Origin of the sequence: Microcoleus sp. C2D2 (assembly GCF_036702495.1) — a bacterium.
Taxonomy (GTDB): domain Bacteria; phylum Cyanobacteriota; class Cyanobacteriia; order Cyanobacteriales; family Microcoleaceae; genus Microcoleus.
Genome location: NZ_JAUBTO010000050.1, coordinates 1 through 24,002 on the forward strand (window position 1 = coordinate 1; position 24,002 = coordinate 24,002).

Consider the following 24,002-nt stretch of genomic DNA (forward strand, 5'->3'; position numbering starts at 1 on the left):
CCTGTGAAGCGAGAAAATTCACTCTTCGCTTCACAGGCATCTTGCCTGTTCTTGAGAATGGTGCAAGATGTGAGTTTTAATGTACTCTCCCTGCACTAGATCGCACTGCTACGAGTCAGGCGACGGATTTGAGCCTTAAATACGGCAAATCCGATCGCGACGATCGCCAAAAACCCTCCGGTGATGGCATAGACTGCACCCATACCTACTGCCTTTGTCAACGGCCCAGTCACTATCGGAGATAAAAATTGTCCCAGAAACATCGCCGTAGACAAACCTCCCAGCGCACGTCCTCTCACGGCTTCGGGCACAGCGGCACTCAGCCAAACTGTCATGTTAGGCATCAAAATTCCCAGTCCCATCCCGGAAATAGCCAACCCAGTCAATACCTGCGCCCAGTTGGCGGATTGACCGATTAACAGATAGCCGATGCCCATCAACCCAAAAATTAAGGGCAGAAACGCGACAAACTCCATGCGCTGTTTGAATTTGCCATAGGTGAGGGATGCGATCGCACTCAATAGCGTACAAAGTGCGATCGCCATCCCACTTTGTGAGGGGGAAGCCTGGACCAATGTTTCCAAGAAAAAGGGCAATTGAACGGGAATCAGATAAAAGGCAACTTGACTCAGCGTCGTCAACCCATAAACAATCCCCAGAACCCCTACAGGCATTGAATTCGGCGGTGCCTCTGCGGTAGGCGCTTCTACTCCAGGGATACTAGCATCAGTCCGATTTGGTTCTAAAATAAACACCAGGATAAGTGGCACAATCAACCAGGCAAATAGGTAAATCACAAAAGGATAGCGCCAGTTTTGCTGTGCCAGTATTCCCCCCATTGTCAGAAACAGCACGCCGCCCAAGCCCATAAATCCCGCTTGCAATCCCATAAATGCCGCACGGGCGGGGCCACTATAGTAGTCGGCAATTAAGGTGGTGGCTGTCACCATAACGCCTGCTACTGCCAAACCCAGAACCGCACGCCCCGCCAGAATTGCAGTCAAGCTATCAAAAAAGAGTCCCGAACTGCCTGCTAACCCATATAACAGGGTGGCGATCAGTAACAAGGCTTTGCGGCCAAAGCGATCGACAATTAACCCGGCAATGGGCGAACCAATCACAATAAAGAGGGCGGGCAGGGTGATGATTAGTTTAACTAAAGTGGTGCGAGTATCGACATCGGCGATCGCGCTTTCAAAATGTTGTTTCATTGCCGGCAGTGCGGGAGAAACCGTCGCACCGGCCATCACTGTGAGACTGCTGGCCAACAACAGGGTCATTTTGGTTGCCCAAGATTGTGGATTTTGCTGTGGATGCGATCGGGGATTTGGGGGTGAATGTGACATCAGCTTTACTCGCTATTTCTCATCTCAATCTATCTCAAAATCTCAGTGCAGTTAACTTCATCCCCCATCTGTACTGTATTCTGCCGACTTTAGGCTAAATTTGCATAAAAATCAAAATTTTTCATGATACCTTGTATTAAGACTTATAAACGTCAGTATCAATAGACTTCTCTGGAATCATTGTTGACTGTTGACTGTTGACTGTTGACTAATGACTAATGACTGTAGAAGGAGGGGTCAAAAAAATGAAAATCCGCTCGTTCCCAGGCTCTGCCTGGTAACGCATATCCAGAGGCTCTGCCTCGCTCTTTCAAACAAATCATCCGACTCAAAAATCAATCAAATCAACTGGCAACAATCCATCCTGACCCATATAATTTCGATAACTAGAATATCTCCAACAAGCCGGATCGTCAACATAGCCGCGCCTAACAGGATTATTGTGGATATACTCCAATTTTTGCAACAGCATTGCCTCATCCAAAATAGCTTGCGGGTGGAACCCTTCTTGCCATAGCTGATATTTTTGGTCTTTTTTGTGTAGCTTTTTATAGAATGCGAGTTGATCGAGGATGTTGGTAACTTGATTTTTTTCAAGCAAGTCAATTATGGAGCGAGCTGTAAATGATTTGAAATTTCTCATTTGCGTTGACAATTCAGAAGAAGTTACGATTAAGTGCAAGTGATTTTCCATCAGCACGTAACCGTGTAAGGCTAAACGCTTCTCCCGCTGCATAAAACTTAAGGAATCTAAGACTATTTGTGCTATTTCTGCTTGACAGAATACAGGAATCCAGTTGATAATTGTAGAGGTGACAAAGTGCGGTTGGTTGTCGGAATATATTACTTTGTATCTGCTTCTTCCCATTGGGGCGATCGAGGGTTTGTTGGTGGGTTGGGGGGAGGCAGAGCCTCTGGATATGCGTTACCAGGCAGAGTCTGGAAGGGAAATTGAGGGTTTGTTTGAGGGTTGGGGCGAGGCGGAGCCTCTGGATATGCGTTTCCAGGCAGAGCCTGGTAACGAGGGATTTTAAATTATCACACGATCGTAATAATGGTGTCAATATAAAAATATTAATACTCATCTACAAACTGAGGATGAACCCACAGAAATTCGCGGCGTCTGTTCTGCACCCGCACCAAGCCACCAAAACCAGGATCTTCTTTTTTTAGCTTGGCGTGTAATTCTCGCAAAATCGAGCCTTGGGCGCGGATGGCTGCTTCGCCGTGTTGCCAATCTGGGGCATCACTTTCGGTAGACAAATTAGTCGCTAAATCGCTTCCTTTTAAGGTAGACTCGATGCTTTTTTGTCCTAAATCGAGTTCCTCTTCAATGCCTTTGTAGGTGGCTTCATCTAGCATTAGCTTGGTTGCCGAGGCTGCGACAGGTAAGACTAGACTCAGGGTTCCTGTCAAAATTTTGAGATAGGGGGCTGCTTTGGTAAACCATTCGCGCGACACTTCCAATTCATAAACTCCCTTTTTCTTGTCGTTAGGATTTAAGGCGGGAAGCGGTTGACGAGAGTGTTCGCACCAGAGGGTAATTTGCAATTTTGTACTTATCCATTTGGGGCGATCGAAAAACTTGGGATCGACGGGCTTGAAACTGAACAGGCGCGGGCCATCTTTCGCTTCATCGGTGAGCATTTGCATTAGCGACGCAAATTCCTCATCGACTTTGCTGAGAATGATCCGCTGATCCTGAGACAATGACTGAAAGCGTTCTTCACCTCGACGATCTAAAATTACTAAATCTTGGCGGATGACGTTTAACTCGTCTTTCACAATGTCTCGGAACTGCTCAATGCCAATTTCTTGGGATGGGGGTTGAGCAGTCGGCGCGTTATTTAGCAGTCGGTCTATATTTTGCCATTCACCACACCCGGAAATGGGACACGGGAATTCATGACGATTTTTCTTTTTACTTTCAATTAGTTTCTGTACCTCAAACAGTCCGTTTCCAGGCGCATTCATGCTGCACGGTGCAATGCAGGGAACCATGACGTTACAACGCAATCCTTCCCAGAAATTCTCGACTAGCCATTTAATCTCTTCCGTGAGATATGACAGGAACCTTTCTGGATAAGCTGCCCGCACCGTGATTTTTACATCAGTGCCAACATATTCCAGCAATGCCCGACCGTTGTAATCATTGTCAAGCATTAAGCCGCGTTGCCAGTGAATGCTGTTTTCGTAATTAGTCCGCCCCAGTGAGTATTTGTGCAACCGGACAATCAATTGATAAAATAACCCTTCTGCTACTGCAAACTGTCCGCGACTGTCCACAATGCGACAGATTTGTATCTGTTGCCTGTCTCCCGCTTCTGGTTGCTCTCCCCAATTGGGCAATGGCTCCGGGCGTGTGTCGGGAACAAGTTGAGCAATGAGGCTGGTATTGCTAGTTTCTGACGGATCGAAAACCACTTTGTAGGATAGATCAAAGCGTTCCATCAGTCGCAGAAAGATTGGATGCAACTTTGAGGGGTAGCCTTCTTCGCCTGCAAATGGCGGATGGCTCCACAACTGGCTGAGATGCTGAAATTCCACTAAACCGTTGCGTTTGCGTGTCGTTTCATCATCTAGCACGAAGCTGATCGCCTTTGCCAGCCAGTCGGGTTTGAGGATGACGATATCGCGTAGTGTTGGGTCGTAATGGTAATGGATGAAATGCCCTAATATATGGGAGATGCGAAGAAACAGTTCTGCTTGCTCCTCATCGATTCCCTCTTTAGCGCAGATGGCAATGACATCATTGTAGGGGAGATAGGCTTTGTCACTTGTCTGTAAGGTTTCCCGCACCCGTTGCCACTTTGCTGGAACAGAACGCCGCATTTCGGGAAGAGATGCAGCGACACGAGCAATAGTATCTTTTAATTCTGCAAGACCAGCGCAATCCGTCGTATCCTGGTTGGGTTTGCTGTCTACATGGAAGAAATCGATTACCGTATCTTTGCCGAATTGATCCAAAATTTCTTGTCTGTCAATATCCGGTTGTCGCTGTCCGGGACCGCCGTGGGTTGCGACGACCAACACCTTTGCATCTGGTTCTCGATTTTTGATCAGCGTAATCCACTCTTTGACAAAGCCCTGCTGGGGGCCTTCCCGTGGCTTCCAGATAACCAGATACACGGCTGGCGCACTGAAAAACAACTGGTGCGTCGGTCGATAAACCCGTTGACCGCCAAAATCCCAACCATTGAGTGATATCTCTGTACCACTGTCGGGATCGGTGACGATTACAGATTTAATTTCAATCCCGTGAGTCGTGGGGCGACCATCCACCCATTCATCCCCCCGCAATGCACCCAACAGACAACTCTTGCCCACCTCACCCTCGCCAATTAGGATCAGTTTGGCTTCATTCAGCGTTACTTGTGCCTCTGCTTTTGCCCTCAGGTATTGCAAAACAGCTTTAGTGCTTTGCTGGTATGCAGCTGCTAGGTCAGGGTTGAGGGCATTGTTTTCCAAATACAGATTTTCTATATTAGAGAGCTGACACAGCGATGCTGGTAAGTCAGCCAAATTATTTGTATTTAACTGAAGTTCAGATAATTCTGTAAGTTCGCCTAACCAGTTTGGTAGCGTAGTCAAACTACAATTTGCAAGTGAAAGTTTTTTAATTTGTTTGGGTAGGCTTAAGCAAGATGGAAGTTCATATAACGGATTGCCTAAGTCTTGCAATTCAGAATCAATGTTAGGAAACTCAGCGCCTAACCAAAGTATTTTCAGTTTCAGTAAGTTCTTTATTGAATCCGGTAAATTGGTAATTTGATTCCCAGATAAGCTCAATGATTCCAGTAATTGCAATTCCCCAATCCAGTGGGGAATTATTCGTAGTTTGTTTCTAGGTATATAAAGTTCCTTTAGTAAGTTTAATCTCCGCAGAACAAGAGGTATTTCATCTAGCTGGTTCGAGGATAATTGTATTTTCTCTAATTTATTTAGATTTCCCAAGCAATTTGGTAGAGACGTTAGCTTGTTGTCGTTAAGATTCAACAACTTTAATTGGGTGAGCGAGCCAATCGCCTCTGGCAGTTCCATCAGTTGATTGTCAGAGAGGTCAAGCTGTTGTAACTGGGTCAGGGATGCGATTGCATCTGGCAGTTCTGTTAGTTCATTTCTGGAGAGGTCAAAGTGTTGCAACTGAGTGAGGGATGCGATCGCCTCTGGCAGTTCCGTCAGTTCCATGTAGCTAAGATCGAGTGTTCTTGCTCCCTCTCGCCGTGCCTCTTCAATGCGCTGCCGTGCTTCCCGATCGCCCTCAGTTTCTAACATTGCCAATTCCTTGTTTTGATTTTTGTATATAAGTACGATCGCCTTTTGAGATGACTCGGGCGATCGCCAACTATGATTTAATTTTGAATATTGATTAAGCTCACTTCAAAATAACACGAATATTTTGTCGATCGTGAGGTTTGAGTAAAGGAGAGAATGGAGGGTTTGTTAGAGGGTTAAGGCGAGGCCCAGCCTCTGGGAATGCGTTACCAGGCAGAGCCTGGGAACGAGCTAAAGCTGGTTTTTGAGTTTCGGCGCGATCGCCCAAGCAAGGCGAGGCAGAGCCTCTGGGAATGCGTTACCAGGCAGAGGCTGGGAACGAGCTAAACCCGGTTTCTGAACCCTGCGCGATCGTGAGCTTTGAGTAAACTCGCCGGATCGGGCCCAGCGGGGATAATGCAGCCGGGATTGAGCGGGAACAAATTGCCGTAATAATCGCGCTTCACAGCCTCCAAATCGCAAGTGCCCGCAACTCCCGGTAACTGGTACAAATCGCGCAGATAAGCTCCCAAATGCTCGTAATCTTGAATGCGGCGCACATTGCATTTGAACAAGCTGTAGTAAACTGCATCAAAACGGAATAGAGTAGTAAAAAGCCGCACGTCTGCTAAAGTCACCCGATCGCCACACAGATAACGACTCCTCAAGAGCGATCGATCGATCTCGTCTAAAACAGCAAACAATTCACTGCAAGCCGAGTCATAAGCAGCTTGAGATTGCGCGAAACCGCAGCGATAAACGCCGTTATTCACCGATTGGTAAATCTTCTCATTCCACTCGTCAATTTGTTCTCGCAAATCCAGAGGATAAAGATCCATTTGAGGATTGCCAGCAAACTCGTTAAACTCCGAGTTTAGCATCACAATAATTTCCGAACTCTCGTTATTGACGATCGTCTTTTTCGAGTCATCCCACAGCACCGGCACCGTACACCGCCCCTGATAGCCCGGTAAAGCCAACTGGTAAAGTTCCGGCATCGTGTTGCAGCCAAAAGTCTCCGACTCCATCACCCACATTCCCCCTTCAGAGGGATAGACAAGAGACACGGATATCGCATCCTCAAGCCCTTTGAGCGCCCTCGTCACCAGAGTGCGGTGCGCCCAAGGGCATCCCGTACCCACGAAGAGGCGATATCGTCCCGCAGCGGGCCCGTGAGGGTTGTCTGGTGCAGTGCTGACAAAGTTGCGGAAACTGCTGCTGGGGCGAATGTATGCTCCGGTGCGATCGGGCGGCGCTAGTTTTGACATCATTAATTGCCACATTGATGTCCAGACAAATTTGCCTAGCTTGACTGTTACGGATGAAGGAAGCGATTTGTTTTTCACAAGGCGATTAAAAGAGGTTTGCTAAACATAATCAGCTTATTTTAACTCACAGCCGAAGGAAGAAGGAAGAAGGAAGAAGGAAGAAGGCAAAGTAAGCAATGGTTTCCCTCGTCCCCAGGCTCTGCCTGGGAACGCATATTTAGAGGCTCTGCCTCGCTGTTCGCTGTTTTCCCTCACCTGGGAACGACTTTTCTAGGATCTGCCAGAGGCTATTTCAGCATAAGCTCGATCGATCAATCGGCGAGCAACCGTCTGAATTCCCGTATGTTCGTAATAATTGGTAGTCATGTCTAAAAACGCCGCCACATAATCCAATTTGTCATCGGTAACATCAATGTATTGCTTGAGATGGCTTAAAACTATGGCGGGAGTTAAGCCGCGAGACTGTACTAAATTGTTCATCCAACCTTGGGCTGAGGCGAAAGTTGCTGTCACAAATCCGAACTTTTGTGAATTATTTGCGCCCGGAATTAGGTTGCTGATATTTTGGAATGTTGAGTTTTGCTGCAAGGTTGAAGGATTCAATCCGCCTAGGGTATTTTGTGCTACTCGAATGAAGTCCGGGCCGAGGGGAATTAAACCGTCAGCACAAACTAAAGCAGCCATCCGCATCAGAGATTCGCCTTTGTAATGAGATAAATAATTACCAAAGCTTCCCACATTGTCAAGGGAAATATTGTTAAGTTTGCAGAAGGCAATTAGCTCGATCGCCACTTTGACGCACAAGTCGATCGTTTGAGTTGTGTCAGCTTTAGGAGTGAGGCGGTTGAGAAAGGAAAGAAAGCCGATGTTTTCACCGATTTTATTCGCCATAGCCGTTGCACCTAACGCACTGTCGGCGCTGTCTGCTAACTGGTAAAGCCTGAGTACGCCTTGATATGGCTCGTTGGGGTTAGCGTAAAGCTCGATCGCGCGATCGCGAATTTTCCCAACTAATTTGCGCTTTGTTTCCCCTGTCAGCGCTTGAATAGTATTATCAAAACCCGTTACATTGTTCCACTCCCCCGGAACCACAAAATCGAGAGATTTTAACATCATCACAGTGACGCCACCAGACGGCAAATTATCAACCAATTCCACAATAGATTTGCTCATCACAAACTCCTGAATAGCCAGATTTAAAGTGTTCTTCCAAATACTCCAACTTCGGCAAATCCGATTCCCGATTGCGGGTAAATTCCCCAAAACTAAGTAGGCAAGCACAAATAAATATTATACCACCCCAGCCACTTTTGCCCTACACCGATCTTTTCTCTCTTTTCTAACTCTGCGTTCTCTGCGCCCTCTGCGGTTCATTAAAAAAAATCTTTTTCACAAAACATTTGCATTTCACTCGCCAGCACCAAATTAACTTTCATTATATTGACCAACTCAAAATCGCCCAAACGTGTTAAAATAGATGGCGCAAAATAGAAAAAGCTAAAAGATGACTGTTGCAGTTAACCAAACTCCCGGATTAGCCTCGCGTTTAGTAAATGGCGTACTCTCCATCAAGCCTTTGGCTAATCTAGCCAAGCACCAAGCGCGGGAAATGATGATAAAAAGAGCCGAAAAAATCGGAGTGCATTGGCGACAAGAAGCCCAAGCACTTTTAGCTCGAAATTGGGATGCAGAATTGCTCAGCGTCCAAAATCCCGATCTTGTTTACCCGAAATATTATCTAACTTCATTCCACGCTTACGAACAAGGTAACATGAGCTGGGAAGCTGCTACAGAAGTTGAAGTTGCAGCCCGTACAGTTCACGCGGGAATTTGGCCGGAAGCGGGTGCAGAAGGCGATGCTAAACTCCGCGCCAGCTATCACGAAGTCATCAAATTTCAAATTGCTTCTTCACCGCAAAATATTGTTGATTTGGGATGCAGCGTGGGAATGAGTACCTTTGCTCTTGGGGATGTTTACCCGGAAGCGAAGATGACAGGGGTGGAGTTGTCGCCTTATTTCTTAGCCGTTGCTAAATACCGTTCCCAACAGCGAGAATCCCAATCTTTAAATCAAAAATCTCCGACTTGGGTTCACGCTGCTGCTGAATCTACTGGTTTGCCCGCGGCTGCTTTTGATTTAGTTTCTATTTGTTTAGTTTGTCACGAATTGCCGCAGAAAGCTACGAGAGAAATATTCCGGGAAGCGAGGCGTTTGCTGCGTGTTGGCGGACATTTGACAATTATGGATATGAATCCTCAGTCGGAAGTTTATGCCAAAATGCCTCCTTATATTTTGACTTTGCTCAAGAGTACGGAGCCTTATTTGGATCAGTATTTTGGGTTGGATATCGAGCAAGCATTGGTAGATTCTGGTTTTGCACAGCCGACAATCACTTGCAATACAGTCCGACACCGAACTATTGTTGCTGAGGCAATATAGGGGTTTTCAGTAGAGTGAAGTACAGATGTCGGGTAGGACACGAGAGTGCCTTGTCTAACGCTGTATTTATTTCATCCGGTTGAAAACTGCTATAAATAGTAAAGTTGCATCGATATTATTCAATCCTTGGGGCGGTGCGTGAGTGTAAATAGTCTAATCTGTGGATTTTAAAATTTATGCGATCGCGCCCCCTACCGATAAATAATTCCGATGCTACCGGATTTGATATGAGACAGCCCTAGGATCTATTCACAGCGCCATTTGTTACACATTTTGCTAAAACCCTAAATGGAGAACATCGTCATGAACCCGACAGCCCCCTCTCAAAACGTCATCGATTGTTTACAGGTTATCTTGGATGCCACTGCATCGAAAAATTACGAGCTTTTTACCACAGTGGGCGATGCAGGCTACAAAGCGAGCATTACACAACTAATGTTTGACGATGTTAGCGAGCAGCTCGCTTCACGCCTGCAAAAGGGATATTCAATTACTTATTTTGGCGAGATAAAACAAGGTAATAGTCCGATTTATTTGTGGAAGCTGAGTTTTGAAGATGGGGGAGATGAATTTGTGGCACACATGACGATGAATGGAGACAAAGTTGCTGGGATTTTCATCGAATAACATATCTTGCTTGACCGAAAGCATCCAGGATACAAGCCTCCGGATTCATCCGTCCAGAAATAAAAAACCTGTATCCGATGAAACTTGCCCCCCGAATTTATCCGTGGACTCAATGCTTCAATCTAAAATCTAAAATCTAAAATCTAAAATCGATTGACACGGCGTTTCACTGAATCTAACGCCGATCGCCCACAACCGTTAATCGAAACCGATCGGGCGGCACAAAGGTGATTCCCCGGCGCGTCGGACGAATTGGCCGATCGAGATTCGATACAAACTCACGCGAAGACAGCACCGTGGCTAAAACGAGCTTCATTTCAAACATCGATAACGCCATCCCGATGCAGCTTCGACTCCCGCCTCCAAACGGTAAAAATTCAGAGGCGGAAAACTTGCGTTCTAAAAAGCGATCGGGATTGAACGCGGCCGGATTTTCGTAGGTTTCAGGCCGACGGTGCGCCAAATAGACACAGGGGATTAAAATCGTTCCCGGTTGATATGTATAGCCTTCGAGTTCGATCGTCCGTTTCACCTTGCGCGGCTGCGAAATTAAGGCAATTGGATAAACCCGCAGCGCTTCCTTGCAGACTGCTGTTAAGTAGGGCGACTGCGAAAGCGCGATCGGATCGGGATTCTCGCCCAATTCATCCAATTCCTTCCGCAACCTCCCAAGGCATTCGGGAAACTGATGCAGCCAGTAAAACGCCCAAGTCAACGCCGATCCAGTCGTTTCATGTCCCAACAACAACAGCGTCATCAACTGATCGCGCAATTCTCGATCGCCGATGGATTCGCCGGTGTCGTCGCGGGCCATCATCAACACCGACAGAATATCCGTGCGAGACGAATCGAGAGAATGCGATCGCCTCTCGGCAATTTCCGCATAAATCAGCGAGTCAATCTGCGCCATCTGCTGCAAAAACTGCCCCCACGGGCTCCAAGGCCCCAAATTTTGCTGCAACGGTTCAAAGAAAAATTGTATCGAGTACAGCTCAGACGTAATCGCCTCTAAAAGCTTGCTGAGCAATTGTTTCAGGCGTTCGTAGCGCTCTCCCGGGACTAATCCAAAGACGACTTGCAAGATTACTTCCAGCGAAATTTCTGACATTTCTTCGCGGACTGCGATCGCATCTGGGGCTTTCCAGTCGATCGTCCGCTTTTTCGTCAAATCAACAATCAAATGCCCTTGACTGTGCAACTGTTCCCGATGCAGCGCGGGCATTAATAGCTGTCGCTGTCGCAGATGTCGCGGCCCTTCATTCATAATTAGGGATTCATTTCCCACCAGCGGGCGAAATACGTTGGTCACTTTGCCAAACTCAAAGGCATCGGCTAACGTCGTAAACACCGCCTGAATCGCTTCTGGACTGCCCAGAAACACCACGGGGGGCGAAGAGGGCCCCAACACGCGGGCGGTAAATGTATCGCCGTATTTGGCCGAGTAGCGATCGAAAAATGCGATCGGGTCAGCTACCAGCGAAAGCGTTTGGAACAAAGCAGGAGAACGAGATCCGGTAGGCAGCGTCATTGAAAAACTTGCGATACAGCAATGTTTCTAGTGTATATCGATCGACCTTGCACCCTGAAATTTATCTGCGAGCGATCGACATTGGCTAGAAACCGGGTTTCTGAGCGTAAGCTACACCAGAACTACGAATGGACAAAACACCAGTTGCTAGAAATGTTTGCACCCATTTCTCGAAAGTGGCGAGAGCAATGCTTAACTCAAGGACTTGATGTTTGTCAACGAGCCTTGATTGACTCAACAGGAATAATTTCAGTTAAGCTAAAGTTACTGGCTGCCGCTCAATTTAGCCGTTGGGCGCTCCTATCTACATTTGCTAAATGTCTTTTGTCCATTTTTTTATAATAGAAAAAACACGATCGTGAGCAATTCTCAGCAAAGCCTGATTAGTCATATCTCTTGGGGACATATTAAGGTAACCACTGACGGCCAAACTTGTCAATTCAAAGATTGTAAAGTATGGCCTGGAGGTGCTAAGGAATGGGATTGGAGACACACAGGTACTCGTCACCAACCAGGTATTCAACCTGCTGATATCGAAGAAATTTTAGAGCAAGGTATAGAATTTATGGTTTTGACACGTGGTATGCAACTCATGCTACATACCTGTCCCGAAACTGAAGAACTGCTGAATCAAAGAGGTATTGAGTATTATATTGGGCCTACCCAATTGGCTGTAGACCTTTTCAACAATTTAATGCAACAAGGTAAGAAGGTCGGGGGAATATTTCACTCAACCTGTTAACGCGGTACCGATGCAGCCAGGAAATTCTCGGGAAGCTTCGCTGAAAATAATCTACAAGAACGATGAAATGGATGCTAGCGATCATTTGGTTTGGCATTCTGCTCACGAAAATCCAATGACTTTGGGATACAATTGTTATAAAAGCTGGTAGCCAGTTGGCTAAATTTGTTATGACATTAACATCCCGTGTTGTTCATAGCGACCCCGATATTCTGGGGGGAACCCCTGTTTTTGTTGGGACTCGTGTACCAATGAGAACCCTACTTGATTATCTTAAGGCTGGTGATTCATTAGAGGTATTTCTAGACCATTTCCCTAGTGTCAGTCGGGAACAGACAATTGCAGCTCTTGAATTAGCCAAGGAAATGCTGACAGCCTATGCGAATCCTGCTTGATGAATGTGCCCCACGACCTTTAAAGCGTGAACTTGCTGATTACGAGATACGCACAGTTGTTGAGATGGGATGGTCAGGAAAAAAGAACGGTGAATTGCTGCTGCTTATGAGTCAAGAGGGCTTCACGATTCTGCTCACCACAGATCAAAATTTGCGCTATCAGCAAAACTTGCAGCAAGCTGGAGTTGCAGTCGTTGTTCTTGTAGCATCGAGCAACTGTGATACAATTATAAGTGAGACTGAAAAATATGTATCACCATAAATTCACCCCTTAAATATTAAGATTTCCTACAACAAGATGCACTGCTCGTCACTGTACATTATAGGTTTTTACTCATGGCAGGTACTGCGAATTTACTGAATCTCTCAATCACAAAAATAGAGTTACTTTGTAACGATCATCCACTTGGTAAGGCAACGGGTTTTTTCTTGAAGTATCAATCCAATTGGTTTTTGGTAACTAACTGGCATGTTTTCTCAGGACGCGATCCTAAAAGCGGTCAACCTATAGATAAAAGTTGTGCTGTACCAGATGCTTGTAGATTTTATTTTGCTTCGTGGCAAGAGGGACCCCTCACTTTTAAGCCAGTTATACGCTCATTAGGCGATGCCTCAAATCTAGAAGCAACTTGGTTTCAACATCCGATTCGTGGTCAAGACTTCGATGTCGCCGTACTGCCAATTGAAGCAAATGAGGTTGGCTCGGCAATCGATCTTTTTGATTCTAGCGGACATGCTCCTGATATGTTTATTGATCTTGGAGATGACCTCTTCCTGCCAGGCTATCCTCTTGGACTTTCAGCAGATAGCTTTTTGCCAATCTGGAAGCGAGCGAGTCTAGCTTCATCGTTGGAGTTTGGTCAGGGGATAGATTGTTCTTTTTATGTTGATACCGCCACTAGGAAAGGCATGTCAGGGGCACCTTGTTTAGCAATTTCTAACTGGCCATACTACTCTCTTGACCGTGCAACAAACAAGTTTAGCGTTGTGGAACGCCCTTTTAGTTGGCGGCTTTTAGGGGTTTATTCAGGGCGTTTAAACCCGAGTGATAGCTTTGAAGCGCAAATCGGGATAGTATGGCGAGACAACTTGATAACAGAGACGATTTTACAACGTAGCCGAGGGAACGTAATATTAACCTCCTCAAGCTGAGTGTCACGAAGAATATAGTGGGACAATTGCTGGATAGTGTAGCCTAACAACCCGCTTGCACACCGACCATATCAAGGTTGTCTGGTGGAACCAAGAAATTGTCTGCGACGGGTGAAGCGGGCCGTTAGACCGCTCTATTCCTGCAAGGGTAGTTCCGTGGGTTGTATCTCTCACCCCATATGGATTCCCCCGGTGTATTCGCGTCGATAGTGTAGCCATGTAACTTAAGCTTTTCTTCCCGATTGATCGCAGATTGTACGGCTAGCTTCCCAACCTAACATGACTGTTTTACGCTCTACTCCCCAGCCATAGCCACCGAGTTCTCCAGATTCTCGAATGACTCGGTGACAGGGAATTAGATAGCCGATAGGATTGTTACCGATCGCATTTCCTACAGCTCTAGCAGCAGTTGGGCGAGCTACCAGTTGAGCTATAGTCTGATAGGTCGCGATCGCACCAAATGGCAATTTCAAAAGTGCTCGCCAAACTTGAATCTGAAAGTTAGTGCCTTTTACCAAGAGCGTTAGTGGTTTTTGCTCGCTGAGAGTTTCTAAATTGAAAATCAGGTCGCGCAATGATTGAGTGGCTTGCTGATCGCGAATGATTTCAGCGTTTTTCCATGCCAATCGCAGTCTTTGTGCGGCGGTTTGTTCGTCTGTTGTCTCCAAGAAATAAAGGTTACAAATACCGCGGGCAGTTGTCGCGATTAGAGATGTGCCAAAGGGGGTATCATGAATGCCATAGCGAATTTGTAAACCTGCTCCGCCTGCTTTGAACTCCCCTGGTGACATTGCTTCCAAGTTCACAAATAAATCGTGTAATCGTCCGGGACTCGATAGTCTCACGTCCAATGTTAGGTCTAGAAGGCTTTTAGTCTCAGTGATTTTTGACTTGGCATATTCAACTGTCAGATATTGCAAAAACCGCTTGGGGCTAATGCCGGCCCATTGAGTAAATAGCCGTTGAAAATAATATTCACTAAGTCCTATGTGCTGGGCCACAGTAGCCAGATTGGGCTGGTTTAGGTGGTGTTGTCGCATAAAGGCGATCGCCCGAGCAATCCGGTGATAATCTTCGCTAGCATAGACACTGGCATTCTGCATCGAAATCATGTAGTCTAAGTCAAGGGAATTTTGATGTTTCCTCACTTTAGCCATAGACTAGGCTCAAAGCCACCCGTTTCTTGCGGTGAATGCAGCCAGTCGATTTTAGATTTTAGATTTTAGATTGAAGAGATTGAAGAGATTGAAGAAAGCGACCTCATATCGTTTCCGGTTGCATGGGAATGATAAAGTCAAGGTCAATAATTCCACATTCCCCAACGGACCACTCCCCATCATTCCGGTGTTAGCGGAATTGATAAGCTGTTGCGGCATTTAAACTGTATGTCAAAAAAAAATCAAAGTCTTGTGGGGTGTCCCGCCCGCCCTGAATATACAATTTAAATGCGCGACAGCTTATCACCCACCGCGCAACTGCGTCACCAAGTGAACTAATTCCGGTAAAATTAGCTTTTCCACAGCTAGTTTGACGGCATTGCTAGAGCCAGGAAGAGAAAAGACTAACTTGCCTTTATACACCCCTGCAACGGCGCGAGAGGCGATCGCCCTCGAACCAATTTCTTGATAGCTCAAAAACCGAAATATCTCCCCAAATCCCGGTAAAATCCTGTCTAGCAAACTTTCCAGGACATCGTAAGTCGTATCTCGGGGAGCGATGCCCGTCCCGCCGTTAACAATGATTGCATCCACATCTTCACGCTGGGAAAACGTCTGCATTTGCAATAAAATTTTTGCCGCATCATCTTTAATAACAGTGTAAGCTACCACATAGTGACCGGCATCTTTTAGCAGGTTATTAGTTAACAAGCCGCTATTGTCTGTGTCACGCGAGCGCGTGTCGCTAACAGTAATGATAGCGCAATTTACGGGTATTTTAGATAAGTCGGGGTGAGGAATTTGCTTCATAGTTTCTTCTTCTAAGTAATCGGCAACCGGCAACGGGCGATCGGCTAATTACCAATTGCCAATTACCAATTACCAACTACCCATTATGCCTTGCTAAATCCTAAGCCGTTTGCTTCCGAGTAGCGTTCCATGAAACGCATAAATCGATCCCATTCTGCGGAACTTTTCATTATATAAAGAGCTTCCAAACCCTCAGGCTGACCGTTGATGAACTTAGCTTTAACCTCGCGAGTGAGGAGTTCGCCTTCGTCGTCGATCATGTACATTCCAGTAATATCTTCGGTACTGCTGCTGCTGAGAGCTTTGGGCTTTACAAAGGTAAACGTGGCAGTGCCTTGCTCTCCGCTTTTAGAACGGGTTAGGCGCACTTCGGGCACAGCATCTTCGTCTATACCCCGAGAGAATTGAATTTTAGCCATAATCTGACAGTGGAACCTTAAGGATTGCTTAATTTCTTAATGTTCAATCATAAAACGATTCGGGTACTCGCAAATCAAGACTTGGGAGGGTGGAAGTGGGCGAGAGTGGGTGAGTGTGGGCCAGAGTGAGGGAATCCCAGACAAGGGCGAGGAGAGATGGGTTGGTTCTTGGTAGCCCAAGTTCTCCTCTCCCTTGTCTCCCAATTCCCTGAGACGATGTAGGGAGAGTTAATTGCCTCGGCCCGGTTTGTGGCTAGCAGAGTTTGGTAGATGAGGGCGGATATCTCGCCGCGGGTGATGTCGCGGGCGGGGGAAAGCTTTTCGCCCGCGGGATAGTTGACCGCGATTTTGCCCTCTGTGGCGGTTGCTATCTCGTCGGTGGCAAAACTGGGAATCTGAGCTCGATCGACATAAACGCTCAAAGAATTGGGATTGCCGCGGGCAAACTGCAAGCCGTTTACCAAAGATTCGATCGTCTCAGCTATAGTCAAATTCTGCTGCGGGCGAAACGTGCTGTCTGGATATCCAGCCAAAAACCCTGCTCGATTAGGCAGGGCGAGCGATCCGGGCGCCCAAAAATCCGCCGCCTCACGGCGCGGCACCAATTCAAACGCCTTCGCCAGCAAAGCCGCATCCTGAGCCCTAGTTAAACTCTCGTCAGGTACGATCGATCGAGATTCCCTGCCCAAAAACCTTAACCGCTTCAGCCAAATCAGTTTCACCCATTAAAATGCAGCGTCTTAGCAAATCGATATCCAGCGTTTCCAATCCTGAGAGTTGACTCTGAATTACTTGCTCGTAGCCATCTTCGCGGAGATGATACAGCCGCAGCGTGCCATCTTCCCAAAACCAGATTTCAGGCACGCCCAAAGCTCGATATTTTGGCAACTTGCTCAGTCCACCGCTAGTATAGACCACCTCGATCGACAAATCGGGAATCAACTTAGGTTCTCCCAAACAAAACGATTTGTCTGCTTGAGTTGAAGCTTCTGGCGCCTTCTCCTGCGTCATTGAACCAGAAGGGTAAAACTTAATACCTTGTTGCAGCAGAAAAGTGGTCACCAAGTAACCAATGATTTCAGAAAAATTTTCGTGTTGGAATCCCGGCATCAGAATCTCGATCGCCCCTGCAAAAAAAGACAACTTTATGCCAGGGGAATCTTCCGAAACCTTCTGGATTAACTTGAATTGCTCCCAAGTGCCGTTGAGCACCACTCGCCCATCGAGAGTTTCCCGATCGAGAACTTGTGTCATTGACCCGCACCATTATCTCTTATCGGCATTATAACGCATTGGGCGATCGCCCCTACAGAAGATCCGTGCAGCAAATGTAGCTGAGGAATCCGAACAGTTCTTTCTAGTTCCCAGGCTCTTCCTGGGAACGCAGATCCCGAGGCTCCGCCTCGCCTTAATTCCCGGTCAATTTCACAATACAAGACGCATCCAAAACCACTACAATTTGATTCTGAAAAACCGCACAACTTGTCATTGCTGAAGCTAAGGCGGGAATTTTCCCTTGTTCGAGAGAAAGCCTCGCCTCCGGTATAGAATCAAATTGATTTAGCCAGCCATCATCCTTTACATACTGAAGAGTAAAAGCATTGCGATCGAGCATCCAAAAATCAACTCCATAGCTATTAATGAATTTTTGCAATACAGCTCGATCGGGAGTGTATTGAGCGCGAATTAAATCGTTAAGTCGCTGCCGATATCTGCTGTAGTAGCCTTTCTGATAAGGCACTGCATATTCCTTTGCCACCAGAACCGAACGCTGACTAAATGTTGGCAAATAATCCGTATCGGTCGCGATAGAAGCAATCAGGATATCTTTAGGTTGTTGCTCAAAAAATTTGTACAAAGCCGGCATTTTACCTTCTACATACCCAACTGTGGGAAATTTTTTGGCAAAGCAGGGGTAAAGCACCACTGCGACAGCGATTATCGCTGTCGTAATTAGTGCAACTAGACTTTTCCAATGAAATGTAGTTGCGGTTTTTAATGCCCAATGACCGACTCCATCGATAATTAAAGTGAGGGATATCGCAGTTATCAAAACAACAATAAATCGCAAGCTGTAGGCTGTATAGCGGCCTGGTTGATACAGCTTAAAAAGGGTAGCGTGAGCAGCAAAAAACATCGCCGAGGATACTAAAAATAGCTGAAGCAAAAGCCAGATTTGGCGTTGAATCAGATTGGCTAAGGGAAAAGCCGATCGCAAAAACAGCAGCAGCGGAAATAAGAGCCCGACACAGTGAGTTACAGGCGTAAACAGCGACTTGGGAAACATCCCGCTGCCGCGCCCTGTCAGCCAATAATCTACCGGGTTTGGACGAAAAAAAGCATTTCTGCCGTCTGGTGCAAATTCGCCCATTTGCTTCGCTTCTGCTGCGGTATAAGTTGGGCCAAATTCAGAGTTATCTAAGGCATAGGGCAGCATTACTAAAAATATTACTCCCAAACCTGTAGTGCAAAATAGGTAATTAGTTCGATCGCGCGACAAGCGCAAACCGCCTTTTTCCCAGCATAGCAGGCGCAAAACTAAAATTCCAGCAGCAACCAAGGCGTAAGGAGGATAGAATAGTCCGATCAGGGCGATCGCTCCCAAACAAGGCAGCAAGGAACTGCGCGACAAATAATATAAAAAAGCCAGAAATATCGGATAAATAAAAGCTCTTGGCGTTGTGGAAGCCAAATCGTCGGTCATCCACATATGCTGATTTAGCAGCAAAGATGCAATAAATCCAGTCATCGGCACTGGCAGCATTTCTAGGCAAAGGCCAAAACAGTAATAAGTGGAGATTAAGCCGAGAAATAGCGGCAATATTTTGTGAAAAAATAGCGGGTGAATGCCAATTGTTGCGGCTAATTTGTAGAGCGTGCTGTATCCTGCGGGGGCGACTGATTGAAAATAATTAGCAATGAAATCGTTGGGGAATAATTGGCGATCGACAAACCGCATCATCCAGAAAACGTGCTGCCTCGCATCGTCTTGCACCATATACTCGGCGCTAAAGACTTGCTTGAGTCCTAAAATACCATAAACTGTGGCAAATGTCAAGCTCAGAGTCAACCAAAATATTGTGTGCGATCCGGATGTGCGATCGACTGTAGCAGTCAGAAATTTGTGCAACCGAGCTATTAATACCATTTGAGATTTGAGATTTGAGATTTGAGATTTGAGATTTGAGATTGACTGATTTTCAAAACAAGGATTATATCATGCCCGGTCAATTACCCCTAATAAAAAGAGTTTGTAGCGAGGACTTTAGTCCTCGCTACAAACCGCTTTATTTTCAACTTCGCCCTATTTTAGATTATTTTCCAGGCCGCACGCCCGCAATTTTAAGGCGAATCCGATACAGACTTGTATTTGCCGTAATGTAAAGCGTTTTGCGATCGCTTTCTCCCCAAGCCACATTAGTTGCCGTCTCAGGCACAGAAATCTTCCCCAAAACCTTGCCATCCGGCGAGAAAATCCACACACCCCCCGGCCCGGTGCTGTAAACATTCCCCTCTAAATCAACTTTTAGACCGTCGGGAGCTCCGCCTTGACCGGCGTCTTTTAAATCCGCAAAAAGCCGCTCATTTGTAACAGTTCCGTCCGGTTTTACATCGTAAACAGCAATGTATCTCGCTTCCGAATTGTTGACATAAAGTTTTTGCTCGTCTGGTGAAAAGGCGATGCCATTCGGCAGCACCAAATCCTTAACCAGCAGAGTTAATTTTCCGTCTGGTGCCAGCCTGTAAACACCGTAAAAACCCAATTCTTCCTGCTCTTTACTAACACCGTAGGACGGATCCGTAAAATAAATGCTGCCGTCGGATTTAACAACCAAATCGTTCGGACTGTTGAACCGCTTGCCCTCGTATCTATCCGCCAATGTGATAACTTTGCCGTCCTTTTCTGTGCGGGATACGCGGCGATTTTCGTGTTCGGCAGTAAGTAAGCGGTTTTCTTTGTCTAAAGTATTCCCGTTGGCTTTTCCCGAAGGGCGGCGAAATACCTCAACTTGCTGATTTGATGTGAGTTTATAGATAATATTGGCGGGAATATCGCTGAACAGCAAAAAGCCGTCTGGATGCCAAATCGGGCCTTCTATAAATTGGAAATCGCCAGCTACTTTTTCTAATTTCGCACTGTCATCAAGAATATCTTGCACGGTGTTTTTTTTCTCCCTGTTTTCCGTGTGGGCGGTCAACTTTGTTAAGTTACCCCTGAGTTTTTTGCTGGGGTTGCTGATTGCTAAACTTAATACTATCACCAACAAACTAATTGTAGCAATTTTGATTGTCATGTTTGCTCGTAACTGAATTACTTCCTTCCCACCATAAGATTACCTAAGCTGTCGCGCCTTTAAATTGTATATTCAGGGCGGGCGGGACACCCCACAAGACTTGAATTTTTTTTGACATACAATTTAAATGCCGCAACAGCTTATCTCCTTCTTTACTTATTCCTTTCTTTTTTCTGTGCGACAAGAGCGCTATCGCGCCCCCGCGGTAACACGTCGAAAGCGGTTCGTCAACTCACTATTTTGATAAAAAAAAGATAATTTAGAGGGGTATTAAATTCGATAGTACGGTATGTAACAAAAAAAAGAAGCTCGAAAATGCGAGCTTAATTATATTTAACTTAAAACGTTTCACCTGTCAAGTGTTAAGCTGGAAATGACACGAATAGAAGTGCAATACCGATCGCGATCGCACATATACCCATCACAAAAGACCAGAAGCGGTGATAGCTACTAACCACCGTACCGCTATCGCTTTCAAGCTGAATCAAATCCATCCAAGGTGCAACACCCCGGCGGAACCAACCCAAAGCCCTAACATCCATTCCAATCAAACTTTTAACCCGTTTCATGCCAAACAAAAAATTACCAATTGGCCCAAAACGAGAAGCATAGCGCAGATAAATCATTCCCGTTCTGTCTTGCAATTTTAAATCAGAACCGAAGGTATAACCCGCATCGCCGCGACCAATTAATTCGCCTTGCAGTTTCGCAGGCTGACCTCGCAAAGGACTTGCATAAGGGTCAGACATTAAGGTTAAAACGTCCAAATGTTCGGCTTGTTGGTAATTCGGGAACATCACCAAAGTCTTGAGCAAAATTCCCACGCCCAAAGCGATTAAAGGACAAGCAACCATCATCATCGGATTTACAGCATACAGGGCAATGCCGATCGCCAAACCCACCGCTAAGCCCAGAGTTTCTGCACTGTACAGCAGCAAATCGAACACAAAATTTCCGTACAATCTCCGCTTGCTCAAAAGGTTGCCTTCGCCGACAATCCGGCCCATGTCAAACTCAACATCCAAGCCTAATTGTTCGGCATAAGTGCTCAAAGCGCGAACTCGTTTACCAGTCAGCGGGTGAGTAGAGTTCAACTCCATCCACCAACCCCACGGATTAAACATATCCCACAAAAACACTCGCCCAATTTTTTCTGGTTCCGAAGAAATCCTGTAAGCAGTGCCAGTAGATGTGGCAGCTTTGGCATCGTAAATGCCTAAAGCGCGAGTTCCTTCTAATAAGCGGCTGGGTTCTGTTGCTGTTTGTCCTTCTTCCAAAATACCGTAAGCAATTTTTACCAAAGCGCGGGATAAAGCATTGGGGTTGCCCGTAGTTTCGGCAGCAAAATGGTCGGCAAAATATTCTCGCGTCCGCGACAAATACAGCAATAAATAAGTGCCGGCGATGTAAAACAAATAAGCAACAGCAGCTACACTACCCGCCGCCTCTTTAGCTTTCCCAGCACTTCGACCCATCCTTTGAGCAGTAGTGTAAATTAAATAAGTAATCTGCACCAAAGTCGAAGCTAAAGTCATTACTGCAAAGTCCCAGTGGACGATGTGACCGAGTTCGTGGGCGTAAACAGTGGCAATTTCATCGTCGTCTAAATAGGTGAAAAGACCTTGACTGACGACTAAGCGAGCGCTGTTGGGAAATGAACCGTAAGTAAAAGCAGTAGGGTTTTGGTCGTCGATAATTCCTAAACGCACAGAAGAGAGTTTTTTCTGCTGGCAAACCTTCTGAATAACTTTCGCTGTTTCGGGACTTAGGCTTTCTATTTCTGCTAGGGAAACCCAGCGAGTATCGTAGAGCAAATTTTGGGTTAAGTCCATCAAGTAAGGCGATAGGAAAAAAGCAGCGATGTTAAAAATCAGAGTTATGGGAAGTGCGAGAGACAATCCGACGACTGGATCGGGACTGTTGAGAATCAAAACTGAGGCTAAGGATAGCGCTAACACCATACCAAATAGCATGGTGATGGTGACGCCGGAAGCTAAAACGAGATTTGAGCCAGTTTTCTGTATGAGTTTAACGCCGGCTTTGCGCGATCGCCCTGCCTTGCGTAAAGGGGCCTGAGATGACATAATACTCTCCGAAGGTTATTGACAAATGGAAATTCTCGTGGGATTTTATCTATACTTCACTGTTTTAACCTGTGAATGCGGATTGCTGTAAGGGGCCTCAACAAAAATATAGAATTTCCTTGAGAATTGTTAAGACTGAAAACCGCCCCGAAATTTATTTGTGCGGATTCAACTCAAAACTCAAAACCCTAAACCCAAAACTATTTAAAATTTACTGCCATGCCTATTATTGAAATTGCCCAAAAAACGCGCGTATCTGCTAGAAAATTGGCAGTTTTGTCCGCTGATGCCAAAAATCAAGCTATTGAGGCTATGGCTAAAGCTTTAGAAGCTGCTGCGCCGGATATTGTGGCGGCGAATGCGGCTGACTGCAAGGCGGCAAGCGCGGATGGAATTGCGAAACCGCTGTACGATCGTCTAAAGTTAGATGAGAGCAAGTTGAAAAGTGCGATCTCCGGCGTGCGAGATTTTGCGATACAGACAATCGGCTGAAAAAATACAACCAAGGCACGGAATGCGTTTGGGGATGTACCCGTTGTTACTACTGAAACTCGGTTTGTCCGATGGAAGTTGCGCCCATGGATCAAATTGGTAAGATTAAACAAGAAATTCTAGATCGCAAAGATGACCAAGCCAGTAGATCGATTAGCCACGGGAAAGTCTTAATCAACAAAGAATTACGGTTTTTGATTTCACAAATCGTAATTTTTGCATCCAAAATCTCAAATCCCCGGATCGTCTCGGTCAAATACCATCTGTGTCTAATCAACATAAGATTAGCAAGTGTGGGAAATGCTAAACCTTATTTAATTAATAGCAAAAAAGGAGTTTCGACCCTGATGAAAAAAAACATTAAAGTTATTGTCACTAAGATTTACGATATATTCTTTGCCAAAATAGCAAATTTTGCTATCACAAGATACATGGACACAGGCTTCCTCTATAAATACTTGCTTTACGGAAATAAAGAACGCTTGCAAATTGCTGAAACTGCTGTGGTGAACAATGCTACTTTTAACACAATTTCCGGCACTATCCAAATAGGAGAATATGTATTTTTTGGACATCATGTTGCAGTGTTAACAGGAACACATGATTATAATAAATTCGGACGTGAAAGACAGATAACTGTTCCTGCTTTTGAAAAAGACGTAATCATTAAGGAGGGAGCTTGGCTGGCTAGTAATGTTACTGTTATTGGACCTTGTATAATTGGAGAACATTCAGTGGTAGCTGCTTGTTCTCTAGTTAATAAGGATGTACCGCCTTATACTATTGTCGCTGGAATACCTGCTAGAGTTATCAAAAAAATTACCCCCCCTTCCAATACCGCTCAAACGGTCGGTTAATAACCAGTTGTATTGGGAATTAAAGTATTGACAGAGAATCATTCCTGAAGGAACTCTGACTCTCTGAAACCGGGTTTCTTAATCTTAAGTAAACCCACCGAAAACAACACAATATCCAGATACCCGACTTTTTGAA

General features: G+C 45.8%; 23 protein-coding genes and 2 pseudogenes. 11 read left to right on the top strand and 14 right to left on the bottom strand.

From position 1 onward, the window contains the following. Window positions 1-95: 95 nt before the first annotated feature. Window positions 96-1,280, bottom strand: a complete 1,185-nt coding sequence (locus QUB61_RS17290; RefSeq protein WP_333130633.1) for an MFS transporter — start codon at window positions 1,278-1,280, stop codon at window positions 96-98. Window positions 1,281-1,285: 5 nt separating this feature from the next. Here QUB61_RS17290 and QUB61_RS17295 point away from each other — a divergent pair, with 5 nt between their 5' ends. Further along, window positions 1,286-1,444 (top strand): hypothetical protein, encoded by a 159-nt coding sequence (locus tag QUB61_RS17295; protein WP_333130631.1) that lies wholly within the window; start codon window positions 1,286-1,288, stop codon window positions 1,442-1,444. A gap of 230 nt (window positions 1,445-1,674) precedes the next feature. On the opposite strand, the gene QUB61_RS17300 is transcribed toward QUB61_RS17295, so the two are convergent. Then, window positions 1,675-2,214: an REP-associated tyrosine transposase gene (locus QUB61_RS17300; protein ID WP_333130629.1), complete on the bottom strand. Its 540-nt coding sequence runs from the start codon at window positions 2,212-2,214 to the stop codon at window positions 1,675-1,677. On the opposite strand from QUB61_RS17300, the gene QUB61_RS17305 reads away from it, so the two are divergent. Continuing rightward, on the top strand, window positions 2,195-2,380 hold the full coding sequence (locus QUB61_RS17305) for a hypothetical protein (RefSeq protein ID WP_333130627.1): 186 nt from the start codon (window positions 2,195-2,197) through the stop codon (window positions 2,378-2,380). The genes QUB61_RS17300 and QUB61_RS17305 overlap by 20 nt on opposite strands. 40 nt (window positions 2,381-2,420) lie before the next feature. On the opposite strand, the gene QUB61_RS17310 is transcribed toward QUB61_RS17305, so the two are convergent. The 3 genes from QUB61_RS17310 to QUB61_RS17320 all read right to left on the bottom strand — a co-directional run bounded on the left by QUB61_RS17310 (window position 2,421) and on the right by QUB61_RS17320 (window position 8,041). Continuing rightward, window positions 2,421-5,621 (bottom strand): COR domain-containing protein, encoded by a 3,201-nt coding sequence (locus tag QUB61_RS17310; protein WP_333130625.1) that lies wholly within the window; start codon window positions 5,619-5,621, stop codon window positions 2,421-2,423. Window positions 5,622-5,944: 323 nt separating this feature from the next. Then, complete coding sequence (locus tag QUB61_RS17315; RefSeq protein ID WP_333130641.1) at window positions 5,945-6,883, bottom strand: glutathione S-transferase C-terminal domain-containing protein; 939 nt, start codon at window positions 6,881-6,883, stop codon at window positions 5,945-5,947. Between the two features lie 255 nt (window positions 6,884-7,138). After that, the gene (locus QUB61_RS17320) at window positions 7,139-8,041 is read right to left on the bottom strand and encodes a hypothetical protein (RefSeq protein WP_333130623.1); all 903 of its coding nucleotides are present in this window, start codon (window positions 8,039-8,041) and stop codon (window positions 7,139-7,141) included. Between the two features lie 331 nt (window positions 8,042-8,372). Between QUB61_RS17320 and QUB61_RS17325 the strand changes: the two genes are divergently transcribed. Beyond that, the gene (locus tag QUB61_RS17325; RefSeq protein ID WP_333130621.1) at window positions 8,373-9,308 is read left to right on the top strand and encodes a class I SAM-dependent methyltransferase; all 936 of its coding nucleotides are present in this window, start codon (window positions 8,373-8,375) and stop codon (window positions 9,306-9,308) included. 288 nt (window positions 9,309-9,596) lie between these two features. Continuing rightward, window positions 9,597-9,935 carry a hypothetical protein gene (locus QUB61_RS17330; protein WP_333130619.1) on the top strand — a complete coding sequence of 113 codons (339 nt, stop codon included), beginning with the start codon at window positions 9,597-9,599 and terminating at the stop codon, window positions 9,933-9,935. Between the two features lie 175 nt (window positions 9,936-10,110). Here QUB61_RS17330 and QUB61_RS17335 read toward each other — a convergent pair whose 3' ends face one another. Next, a complete protein-coding gene (locus QUB61_RS17335; RefSeq protein WP_333130617.1) occupies window positions 10,111-11,463 on the bottom strand; it encodes a cytochrome P450 in 1,353 nt (450 codons plus the stop codon). 358 nt (window positions 11,464-11,821) lie between these two features. Here QUB61_RS17335 and QUB61_RS17340 point away from each other — a divergent pair, with 358 nt between their 5' ends. From QUB61_RS17340 to QUB61_RS17355, 4 genes are all read left to right on the top strand, one after another. Next, window positions 11,822-12,205, top strand: coding sequence for an Mth938-like domain-containing protein (locus tag QUB61_RS17340; RefSeq protein WP_333130615.1), 384 nt, complete (start codon window positions 11,822-11,824; stop codon window positions 12,203-12,205). Window positions 12,206-12,375: 170 nt separating this feature from the next. Beyond that, on the top strand, window positions 12,376-12,600 hold the full coding sequence (locus QUB61_RS17345; RefSeq protein ID WP_333041786.1) for a DUF433 domain-containing protein: 225 nt from the start codon (window positions 12,376-12,378) through the stop codon (window positions 12,598-12,600). Next, on the top strand, window positions 12,584-12,862 hold the full coding sequence (locus QUB61_RS17350) for a hypothetical protein (RefSeq protein ID WP_333130613.1): 279 nt from the start codon (window positions 12,584-12,586) through the stop codon (window positions 12,860-12,862). Before QUB61_RS17345 ends, QUB61_RS17350 begins: the two co-directional genes overlap by 17 nt. A gap of 74 nt (window positions 12,863-12,936) precedes the next feature. Further along, window positions 12,937-13,752: a hypothetical protein gene (locus tag QUB61_RS17355; RefSeq protein WP_333130611.1), complete on the top strand. Its 816-nt coding sequence runs from the start codon at window positions 12,937-12,939 to the stop codon at window positions 13,750-13,752. 224 nt (window positions 13,753-13,976) lie between these two features. Here the strand turns inward: QUB61_RS17355 and QUB61_RS17360 are convergent, their stop codons facing one another. The 8 genes from QUB61_RS17360 to QUB61_RS17395 all read right to left on the bottom strand — a co-directional run bounded on the left by QUB61_RS17360 (window position 13,977) and on the right by QUB61_RS17395 (window position 22,517). Continuing rightward, the gene (locus tag QUB61_RS17360; protein ID WP_333130609.1) at window positions 13,977-14,909 is read right to left on the bottom strand and encodes a methylated-DNA--[protein]-cysteine S-methyltransferase; all 933 of its coding nucleotides are present in this window, start codon (window positions 14,907-14,909) and stop codon (window positions 13,977-13,979) included. Between the two features lie 303 nt (window positions 14,910-15,212). Further along, window positions 15,213-15,719 (bottom strand): molybdenum cofactor biosynthesis protein B, encoded by a 507-nt coding sequence (locus QUB61_RS17365; RefSeq protein WP_333130606.1) that lies wholly within the window; start codon window positions 15,717-15,719, stop codon window positions 15,213-15,215. 83 nt (window positions 15,720-15,802) lie between these two features. Further along, the gene (gene psb28 / locus QUB61_RS17370) at window positions 15,803-16,138 is read right to left on the bottom strand and encodes a photosystem II reaction center protein Psb28 (protein WP_333130604.1); all 336 of its coding nucleotides are present in this window, start codon (window positions 16,136-16,138) and stop codon (window positions 15,803-15,805) included. Window positions 16,139-16,212: 74 nt separating this feature from the next. Continuing rightward, complete coding sequence (locus QUB61_RS17375; protein ID WP_333130602.1) at window positions 16,213-16,860, bottom strand: S-layer homology domain-containing protein; 648 nt, start codon at window positions 16,858-16,860, stop codon at window positions 16,213-16,215. Further along, window positions 16,796-17,392, bottom strand: coding sequence for a Uma2 family endonuclease (locus tag QUB61_RS17380; protein WP_333130600.1), 597 nt, complete (start codon window positions 17,390-17,392; stop codon window positions 16,796-16,798). The genes QUB61_RS17375 and QUB61_RS17380 overlap by 65 nt, the downstream gene beginning before the upstream one ends. A 154-nt stretch (window positions 17,393-17,546) precedes the next feature. After that, window positions 17,547-19,286, bottom strand: a complete 1,740-nt coding sequence (locus tag QUB61_RS17385) for a hypothetical protein (RefSeq protein ID WP_333130599.1) — start codon at window positions 19,284-19,286, stop codon at window positions 17,547-17,549. Between the two features lie 166 nt (window positions 19,287-19,452). Continuing rightward, window positions 19,453-20,433: an SMP-30/gluconolactonase/LRE family protein gene (locus tag QUB61_RS17390; protein WP_333130597.1), complete on the bottom strand. Its 981-nt coding sequence runs from the start codon at window positions 20,431-20,433 to the stop codon at window positions 19,453-19,455. Window positions 20,434-20,795: 362 nt separating this feature from the next. Beyond that, window positions 20,796-22,517 carry a M48 family metalloprotease gene (locus QUB61_RS17395; protein WP_333130595.1) on the bottom strand — a complete coding sequence of 574 codons (1,722 nt, stop codon included), beginning with the start codon at window positions 22,515-22,517 and terminating at the stop codon, window positions 20,796-20,798. 219 nt (window positions 22,518-22,736) lie between these two features. Here QUB61_RS17395 and QUB61_RS17400 point away from each other — a divergent pair. From QUB61_RS17400 to QUB61_RS17410, 3 genes and pseudogenes are all read left to right on the top strand, one after another. Then, window positions 22,737-22,985: pseudogene (locus QUB61_RS17400) on the top strand (glutamate-5-semialdehyde dehydrogenase); the annotation flags it as partial. Next, window positions 22,982-23,188 (top strand): annotated as a pseudogene (locus QUB61_RS17405) (succinate dehydrogenase/fumarate reductase iron-sulfur subunit); the annotation flags it as partial. The pseudogenes QUB61_RS17400 and QUB61_RS17405, both read left to right, overlap by 4 nt. Window positions 23,189-23,440: 252 nt before the next feature. Beyond that, entirely contained in the window at window positions 23,441-23,866 is a 426-nt protein-coding gene (locus tag QUB61_RS17410; RefSeq protein WP_445300643.1) for an acyltransferase, read from the top strand. Window positions 23,867-24,002: the final 136 nt, after the last annotated feature.